Here is a 6,411-nt window from a genome sequence, read left to right as displayed (position 1 = left end):
AACACGGGAAACAGAGTGCCTTGTACAAAGCGATGCGCAAGATCGAGAAGGCCAAGGCTCAGGTTCGCGCCAAGGTCGAGCACCCGTTTCGGGTGATCAAGCGCCAGTTTGGTTATGAAAAGGTGCGCTTTCGAGGGTTGGCCAAGAACACGGCTCAGATGGTGACGTTGTTCGCCCTGTCAAACCTGTGGATGGCGCGTCGACATTTATTGGCGGGCACAGGAGAGGTGCGCGTGTAATACAGTAAATGGGCGCTGCGAAGCGCCTTGCTGCGCCCGGAAGGGCAGAAGAATGAAGAGAATGGATCAAATTTCGACGCGGGTCGTTTTTTGAAAAGTACTGACGGCTCGATAGCCGGAAAACATCCGGCTATTTCAGACCATCCTTAATAGAAAAGTCCTTAATGGAGTTTGATCGTGCGGATGAGCAGAGCATCCGTCTCGGGCGCTCGGTCCCTTCCAAACACAACGCTTCGGCGCCAGATATGTGGTTTGGTCATTTCAGGAAAGAATGATGCTTGCTCAGCGCAGCGATGAATCCCGCAACGTGCGCGGAATGGCTGAGCCGGGGCCGGCCAGTTGTGCATCGTTAGTGATTTCAAATTTCGCTTGATTATCAGTAGCAGAACTACCGCCAACGAATACCGTAAAGGTGCCTGACTCCACGGATCGCAACAGATCGTGGTTGAGTAATGCCCAGTCGTCTTGACCAAGCAAAAAGCTGACGGTCTTGCTTTCACCAGGTGCGAGCATGACTTTGGCGAATCCACGTAACACACGCACTGGACGTGTGATGCTCGCGACGTTTTGCCGCAAATACAATTGCACTGTTTCTTCCCCCGCTCGTTGACCGCTGTTATGGACATCTACTTGGACGTTTAACGTTTCATCGAAGGTAAGACGCTGTTTGCTCAGCCTTGGCGCGCTGTAGGTAAACGTGGTGTAGCTCAGACCGTGACCGAACGGGTATAGCGGCGTTGTTAGGGAGTCGATGTATTTCAACGTATAGGGATCGGTTTGGCTCGTTGGACGTCCGGTGTTCTTATGGGAGAAATAAATAGGCACTTGCCCGACCGTGCGCGGAAAGGTGATGGGCAGCCTCCCACTGGGGTTTACATCACCGAATAACACGTCCGCCACGGCATTGCCCATTTCTGAGCCCAAAAACCACGCTTCGATAATTGCGGGGATGTGTTCATCCAAGGTGGGTACGGCCAATGGACGGCCATTCATAAGAATGACCACCACAGGCTTGCCTGTCTTGATCAACGACCTGAGCAACGCATCCTGTGCTCCCGGCAGGTCAAGAGAGGTGCGGCTGCGTGCTTCGCCGCTCATGTCCGCTGTTTCCCCCAGCGCGGCCACGATCACATCGGCATCGACAACGGCGCGTTGGACCACGTCGATACCGGGTGTGTCCGGACTATCGGGGGAGGCTGCGGGGATGTAGACAATTTCAGACGAGGGCGATACAGCGCGCTTTATTCCCTCCAGAACCGTAATTGATTCTTCGGCACGACCATTTCCGGACCAGGCGCCTAATGTCGATACAGCGTCATTCGCCAAGGCCCCCATCACAACGAGTTTGCGCAGATTTTTGGGAAGTGGCAGAAGCGCATCCTTGTTTTTCAAAAGCACAATGGATTTTTGCGCAGCCTCTCTGGCCAGTGCGCGGGTCTGCGGCGACGACATCTGTGTAGTTTCGCGGACCGGGTCGCTGTAGCGGTACGGATCACCAAACAGGCCAAGGCGTTGTTTCGTCTGGAGTACTCGACGCACCGCTCCGTCAAGGGCATTTTGTGGAAGCTGACCACTGCGCACCAGTGCCGGTAGCTCGGCTGCGTAGTCACCGCCGACCATGTCGATGTCGATCGTTGCAGTGAGAGCAAGTCGGGCGGTGTCACGAGGTGTAGAGGCGACACCATGAGCCATCAGTTCTTTTATGCCTGTGTAGTCACTAATAACAATACCTTGGAAACCCCAGTCTTCGCGCAGCTTATGCCTGAGCAATTTTTGGTTGGCGTGCATTGGCATGCTGTCCACTTCATTGAAGCCGGGCATGATCGTGTCGACGCCCGCTTCGACGGCTGCGCGAAAAGGAGTGAGGTATGTCTCTTCCAACGTGCGCTCGGAGAGGTCGGAAATGTTGTAGTCACGGCCGCCTTCGGCTGCGCCGTAAGCGACGAAGTGCTTCGCCGTGGACAGGATTGTCGAGGTGGCGGGAGGGCCTTCACCGCTAAAGCCTCGTACGCGGGCAGTGGCGAGCGCGGCCCCTAGGAAGGGGTCTTCGCCAGCGCCCTCAACCACTCGGCCCCAACGCGGGTCTCGTGCGATGTCCACCATCGGGGCGAAGGTCCAATGCAAGCCGCTGGCCGTTGCTTCTATGGCGGCGGCCCTGGCGGTTCGTTGTGACAGGTCCGGGTCCCAGGCCGACGCCTCGGCCAGCGGCACCGGAAAAATTGTCCGAAAACCGTGGATGACATCGAACGAGAACAACAGCGGGATATGCAGGCGAGAGCCTTGAACCGCTTCACGCTGTAGTCTGCGAGTGTTTTCGGCACCATGCACGCCGATCAGCGAACCGGCTTGCGAAATGCCAATGGTCTCGCGGCCCTTGGTATCGATCACCGGGCCGGTGGGGGTGTTTTGCATGCCCAACTGAGTGAGTTGACCGGCCTTTTCCTCAAGCGTCATTTGTCCGATCAGTTGCTCGATGAACGCTGCGTCCTCTTGTTGTTTCTGGGTAAGTTCATTGGCTTGGGCAATGGAGGCCAGCCATGTGGCGACAATCAATTTACCGAGCATGGTTGCCGTGGCCAGGCGTGTCCGGTCCATGGCATCAGGCCTTCGATACGTGTGACGAGGTTTGCGTATCAGTTTGCTGTACTGCTGCTGCGGATTGAGCTGCGGCGGGGTGGTATTGATAAAGCCAGGTTTCGGAAAGCGTTTTTTCACTCAGGCGTAAAAACAGGCGCATTTCGATCGGGTCGTATCCCTCCGTATGCAAATCAAATATAGCTCGCCAATGGCCCGCCACTCCGTCGGGAATTGGCTCCACAACTACATCCGAAAAATTGCCGCTGGAGCTCCAAAGAACGGCGTCCGGCTTTGCGTCAAGGTCCAGCTGTTTCAACGGAGCTCCCAGAAACTCCACAGTGAATTTGCTTAATCCTCTAGGGCGCGGCCGCCCCGGTCGCCCCCCTCTACCCAAGCGTGTCGCCACGCAGCGAGCCAAGTCGGCAGGGTAGGGTTCGTCTGTTCGCCAATGCAGGCGATATCTAAAGCGGTGCTGACTACCGGCTTCTGCAGGAGCTTTAGGGACCCACATTGCGACGATGTTATCGTGAATCTCATCGTCTGTTGGGATTTCAATCAATTGAACGCTGCCTTCCCCCCAGCTTTCCAGAGGTTCCACCCACGCGCTGGGGCGTCGATGGTAGTAGACCGTATCCAGATAATGTTCAATGTTGCGATCGCGCTGTAGCAGTCCAAAACCTCGTGGATTGTTGTCCGAAAAAGCCGACGCCATGGTGCGTCCGGGGTTGTTGAGCGGTCGCCAGATGTGTTCCCCCGTTCCCGTCCAAATTGCAAGCCCATCGGAGTCATGGACTTCGGGACGCCAATCGTTGGCCTGACCCTTAACCGCCTCGCTGAACCAGAACATGGAGGTAAGGGGGGCAATGCCGAATCGATCGATGTCTTGGCGCAAAAACAACGCGGCCTCGATGTCCATTACCACGTCTTTTACATGATTGATCACAAAGCGATACGCACCACACAGGCTTGGGCCGTCGAGCAAGGCATAGACGGTCATCGTTTCTTGGTGCTCTTTGACGGGGGTTTCGATCCAGAAATGAGTGAAATCAGGAAATTCCTCCGCCTTGCCAGGCTGAGGAGCTACATCTAGCGCTATGCCCCGTGCCGAAAGGCCGTAGTTGTGTTCCTTACCAATGGCTCGAAAATATGATGCACCAAGAAAAGCGACCCAATCGTGATTGTTCCAACCGGGTTTCTTCAGGTCCCGTAGCCGATTCTCTTGGACGCGAAAGCCGGCAAAGCCGCTATCGGGAGGCAATGCCTGCGCGGGGCTATCGGCGGGTATGTTGAATAACGATTTGTCATATGGAATTTCTTGGACTGTGCCACGGGTGACGATATGTATCTTCACCGGAACGCGGAAAAATTTGCCCATGTGAAACAGCGCGACAGGATATTTTCCTGGGCCTTTGGCGAAAAGCGCTCGGGAAGTATCGAATCGAATCAGGTTCAGATCATCGTAATCGATCTTCGACAGATAAGGCTCAGCGGCAGTGTGAGGTCTGACGTAAGGCTTCAACGCCTTCTCTTCAGCCATCTGGACCAACGTGTCATACGTAAACGGAGCAGCATTCTCCACCTGCGCCTGCCCACCCACCGCCGTATCGATAACCTTAACCGCCCCCAATGCCGCAAAAAACGAAGCAAAACCAACCAGGTCGCGTCGTGTCAACATAAGCACCTTCAATAGACAAGTGAACCATCGGGGTGGATAGTCAATCGTGAGGAAGGTGACGTCTACTGTCAGAACTTACAGGTGTGTTGTGGATTCGGCGTAAACAGTCGGGTAATGCAGTGCGCTTGAGAGGCGTAAGGACCTTGGCGAGGGAGCAAGCTTCCTCGCCACAAGAGCGGGTGCGTACTGGCAAGCTACGCACCCGCTATTTCCAGCGGCTCAAAACTGTCCGCCTGCGCCATCTGCCACATCCGCGAATAAAACGCACCATTGACCTCACCCGTCAGCAATTCCCCCGGCCTCAAGAACACATGCAACTGTGAAAACAGTTTGATCTCAGTGGCCGACATACGCCGTACCAGATGCTTGGGCTGCAACTGTGACGGGTGCTCAAGCCCGGCGGCGGCGAGCATTTCGGCCAGGGCCTTGAGGGTGTTGCGGTGGAAGTTGTAGACCCGTTGGGCTTTATCCGGGACCACCAGGGCGCGCTGGCGCAGGGTGTCCTGGGTGGCGACGCCGGTGGGGCATTTGTTGGTATGGCAGCTTTGCGACTGGATGCAGCCGATGGCGAACATGAAGCCGCGCGCGGCGTTGGCCCAGTCGGCACCGATGGCCAGGACGCTGGCGATGTCGAAAGCGCTGACGATTTTACCGCTGGCACCGAGCTTGATCTTGTCCCGCAGGTTCAGGCCCACCAAGGTGTTGTGCACGAACAGCAGGCCCTCGCGCAACGGCACGCCGATGTGGTCGGTGAATTCCACTGGCGCCGCGCCCGTACCGCCTTCCTTACCGTCGAGCACGATGAAGTCGGGCAGGATCCCGGTTTCCAGCATGGCCTTGGCGATGCCCATGAATTCCCACGGGTGGCCCAGGCAGAACTTGAAGCCCACCGGTTTGCCGCCGGACAGTTCGCGCAGTTGCTGGACGAATTGCATCAGTTCGATCGGGGTGGAAAACGCACTGTGACGTGACGGTGAAACACAATCCTCGCCCATGGGGATGCCCCGGGTTTCGGCGATTTCCCGGGTGACCTTATGCTTGGGCAAGATCCCGCCATGGCCGGGTTTGGCGCCCTGGCTCATCTTGATTTCAATCATCCGCACCTGCGGGTTCTGCGCCTGGGCGGCGAAGCGTTCTGGGTCGAAGCGCCCTTCAGGCGTGCGACAGCCGAAATAACCGCTGCCCAGCTCCCAAGTCAGGTCGCCACCGTGTTCGCGGTGGTAGGGGCTGATGCTGCCTTCACCGGTGTCGTGGGCGAAGTTGCCCAACTTGGCCCCCTGGTTCAATGCGCGGATGGCGTTGGCGCTCAGGGAGCCGAAACTCATGGCCGAGATGTTGAACACCGACGCGCAATACGGCTGGGTGCACTGCGGGCCGCCGACGGTCACGCGAAAACCGCTGGGATCGCTCAGTGGGGCCGGGCGCATGGAGTGGCCGATGAATTCGAAGCCGGCCTGGTACACGTCGATCAAGGTGCCAAACGGTTTGTCGGCGCTTTCGTTCTTGGCCCGGGAATACACCAGCGAGCGCTGGGCCCGGGAGAAGGGCAGGGCGTCGCTGTCGGATTCGAGCAGATACTGGCGGATCTCCGGGCGGATGCCTTCGACCAGGTAGCGGATATTGCCCAGGATCGGATAGTTGCGACGCACCGCGTGACGGCTTTGTTGCAGGTCGAACACCCCTTGTAGGCTCAACAGCCCGGTCACCAGCGTGATCGGCCAAAGCCAGTCGTGTTGCAGGAACGGCAGGCTGGCGAGGGTGAAGATGACACAGCCGGCAAAGAAGGCGTAACGACTCAGCAGAGACAGGCTCATACGGTTTCCTTGGGGGGAGCGATGGGTGAGGCGGTGCAGGCATTCTGCGCTGTCGGCGAAACGGCGGGCAAGCCTGTGGCGAGGGGATTGTTCCCACAGATTCACA

At 57.3% G+C, this 6,411-nt stretch carries 4 protein-coding genes; 1 reads left to right on the top strand and 3 read right to left on the bottom strand.

Annotation, left to right across the window (positions count from 1 at the left end; genetic code table 11):
• Positions 1 to 239 (top strand): transposase (locus AACY42_RS01720; protein ID WP_339475698.1); only part of this gene is annotated, 239 nt, incomplete at its 5' end.
• 282 nt (positions 240 to 521) lie between these two features.
• Here AACY42_RS01720 and AACY42_RS01715 read toward each other — a convergent pair.
• The 3 genes from AACY42_RS01715 to AACY42_RS01705 form a co-directional block, all read right to left on the bottom strand.
• The gene (locus AACY42_RS01715) at positions 522 to 2,834 is read right to left on the bottom strand and encodes a glycoside hydrolase family 3 N-terminal domain-containing protein (RefSeq protein WP_339475696.1); all 2,313 of its coding nucleotides are present in this window, start codon (positions 2,832 to 2,834) and stop codon (positions 522 to 524) included.
• 4 nt (positions 2,835 to 2,838) lie between these two features.
• Positions 2,839 to 4,491, bottom strand: a complete 1,653-nt coding sequence (locus tag AACY42_RS01710; RefSeq protein ID WP_339475694.1) for a glucan biosynthesis protein — start codon at positions 4,489 to 4,491, stop codon at positions 2,839 to 2,841.
• A 194-nt stretch (positions 4,492 to 4,685) separates the two neighbouring features.
• Positions 4,686 to 6,305, bottom strand: a complete 1,620-nt coding sequence (locus tag AACY42_RS01705; RefSeq protein ID WP_339475692.1) for an FMN-binding glutamate synthase family protein — start codon at positions 6,303 to 6,305, stop codon at positions 4,686 to 4,688.
• Positions 6,306 to 6,411 lie beyond the last annotated feature (106 nt).

Origin of the sequence: Pseudomonas sp. RL_5y_Pfl2_73, assembly GCF_963970515.1 — a bacterium.
GTDB lineage: Bacteria > Pseudomonadota > Gammaproteobacteria > Pseudomonadales > Pseudomonadaceae > Aquipseudomonas.
This window is presented reverse-complemented; position numbering and strand designations above follow the sequence as displayed.

What these genes read in the sequence shown, in the direction of transcription:
- AACY42_RS01705 (WP_339475692.1), bottom strand. Translation starts at nt 6,305, where the DNA reads ATGAGCCTGTCTCTGCTGAGTCGTTACGCCTTCTTTGCCGGCTGTGTC.
- AACY42_RS01710 (WP_339475694.1), bottom strand. Translation starts at nt 4,491, where the DNA reads ATGTTGACACGACGCGACCTGGTTGGTTTTGCTTCGTTTTTTGCGGCA.
- AACY42_RS01715 (WP_339475696.1), bottom strand. Translation starts at nt 2,834, where the DNA reads ATGGACCGGACACGCCTGGCCACGGCAACCATGCTCGGTAAATTGATT.